The organism is Rhizobium sp. P1_E1 (genome assembly GCF_056406015.1).
In genome coordinates, this window is sequence record NZ_JBFUAY010000407.1 from 1 (window position 1) to 2,344 (window position 2,344).

The following is a 2,344-nucleotide window of genomic DNA, read 5'->3' on the forward strand; positions in this document are numbered from 1 at the left end:
GAGGACGCCGGCGCGTTCGGCCACCAGTTCGCCGAGGGCTGCCAGAAGAAACGGTGTCGCAGCCGCAAGCATGCCGGCAAGAATGAACTCGATGGCGTTCATGACAGGCTCCGATGGGCGGCGCGGCGCCATTCAAGGCGGTAGCGCACGAAGGCGACGGCGATGAGGTAAGCGAGCAGCAGGCTACCCTGGAAGACACGGACGGCGGCGATCGGCAGGTTGGCCGAGACCATGGCATTGTCGCCACCGATATAGATGACCGCCATGACCAGCGCCGAGACCACGATGCCAATCGGATGCAAGCCGCCGAGATAGGCGACGATGATGGCCGCATAACCATAGCCGCTCGCGACCGAACGCTGCAACTGGCCGAGCGGGCCTGCGACTTCGGCGGCACCGGCAAGACCAGCTGCAAAACCGCCGATCAGCAGCGAAAGCCAGATCGCCCAACCTTCCTTAAAGCCGGCATAGCCGGCAGCCCGCGGCGCCAGCCCACCGACCTGCAGCTTGTAGCCGATGAAGCTCCTCTGCATGAAAACCCAGGCCGCAACCGACAAGGCGAGCGTGATGAGGAATGAGACGTTGAGGCGGGTCCCGGAAATCAGCGTTGGCACCATCGCATCATACTGGAACATCACCGACTGGGGGAAGTTGAAGCCGTTCGGATCCTTCCAGGGGCCGAGCAGCAGATAGTTCAGCAGTTGCGCCGCAACGAGGCTCAGCATCAGTGAAACGAGGATCTCGTTGGCGTTGAGGCGCACGCGCCAGAAGGCGGTGAGAGAAGCCCAAAGTGCGCCGCCGATGGCGCCGAGCAGCAGCATCGCCGGCCAGATCCACTGGCCCGTTGCCTGGGGAAACCAGACCGGAATGGCAGAGGCTAAGATCGCACCGAGAATGAACTGGCCTTCGGCGCCGATGTTGAAGACCTTGGCGCGAAAGCCGATCGCCAGTCCCTGTGCGATCAGAAGGAGCGGGCCTGCCTTTAAAAGCACTTCCGAAAATGACGCCCAGGAGAGGAAAGGCTCGAAAAGCATCGCATAAACGACCGCGACAGGGTCACGGCCCATCAAGATGTAAAGGCCGAGATTGAGCGCGATTGCTATGACAAGTGCTATGACGGGCGCCAGCAAGGTCGCAGCAAGCGAGGCGCGCTCCCGGCGGACCAGGGTGGGAACGAAAGCAGGGGACCAAGCACTCATAGATGGACTTTCTCGGGCGAGGCTTGAGCCCCGGTCATGTATCGGCCGATCTCCTCGGGCTTCGTGTCCCGCGTTGCGAGCGGCGGGCTGAGCCGGCCGTGATGCAGCACCTGGATGGAATCGCAGAGCTCGAACAGTTCTTCCAGCTCCTCGGAAATGACGAGGATCGCCATGCCCTGATTGCGCAATGCGACCAGGCGGCTGCGGATGGCGGATGCAGCGCCGATATCGACACCCCAGGTCGGCTGCGCCACGAAAAGCAATTGGGGAGACAGCATGATTTCCCGGCCAACGATGAACTTCTGCAGATTGCCGCCGGACAGGGTGCCGGCTTCCGCATCCGGGCCTGGCGTGCGCACATCATACTGACGGATGCAATCCTTGGTGAACGCCATCGCCCGCGCCCTGTCGACGAGACCGTGCCGCAAAAGCTTGAGCGGATGGGCGGTCAGCAGGCTGTTGAGGGCGAGCGACATTTCAGGTACGGCGCCGCGTCCGAGCCGGTCTTCCGGAACGAAGGCAAATCCGAGCCTCCGCCGCGCGGCCGCATCGAGCCTGCCGACATCGATCCCCATCATGTAGATCCGGTCGCGTTGGTCGCGCCCCAGTACCGTCTCACCTGAAATCAATGCAGCAAGCTCGCTTTGGCCGTTGCCCGAAATACCGGCGATCCCGAGGATTTGGCCGGCACGCACTTCGAGGCTGATGCCGGAGAGCGGCACCGCGAAGGGATCGTCGGGCTGATAATCCAACCCGATGATCTCCAGTCGCTTTTCCCCGCCAGACAGCGGCAGCGCCGAGATGGGGGCGGGCATCTCGCGACCGATCATCATACGGGCAAGGTCATGGGCATCATATTCGCGCGGGTCGACATCCCCGGTCACCCGTCCGCCGCGCAGGATCGTCGCCCGGTCACAGATCGCCCGGATTTCTTCCAGCTTGTGGGAGATCAACAGGATGGAGACGCCGCCGTCGCGCAGCCGGCGCAGCGTGTCGAAGAGCTTCTCCACCAATTGCGGCGGCAGGACGGAGGTGGGCTCGTCGAGGATCAACAGCTTCGGGTTGGTCATCAGGCTTCGGATTATCTCCACCCGTTGCCGCTCGCCGACCGACAGCGCATGCACATGGGCGAGCGGGTCGACCTC

2 protein-coding genes and 1 pseudogene are annotated in these 2,344 nt (G+C 63.1%); all 3 read right to left on the reverse strand.

The window, feature by feature from the left end; genetic code table 11:
- Positions 1-102 (reverse strand): annotated as a pseudogene (locus tag AC1D1Z_RS36390) (ABC transporter permease); the annotation flags it as partial.
- Positions 99-1,199: an ABC transporter permease gene (locus tag AC1D1Z_RS36395; protein ID WP_477853664.1), complete on the reverse strand. Its 1,101-nt coding sequence runs from the start codon at positions 1,197-1,199 to the stop codon at positions 99-101. The pseudogene AC1D1Z_RS36390 and the gene AC1D1Z_RS36395, both read right to left, overlap by 4 nt.
- Positions 1,196-2,344: ABC transporter ATP-binding protein (locus AC1D1Z_RS36400; protein ID WP_477853666.1), on the reverse strand; the 1,149-nt coding region annotated here is incomplete at its 5' end. The genes AC1D1Z_RS36395 and AC1D1Z_RS36400, both read right to left, overlap by 4 nt.

What these genes read in the sequence shown, in the direction of transcription:
- AC1D1Z_RS36395 (WP_477853664.1), bottom strand. Translation starts at nt 1,199, where the DNA reads ATGAGTGCTTGGTCCCCTGCTTTCGTTCCCACCCTGGTCCGCCGGGAG.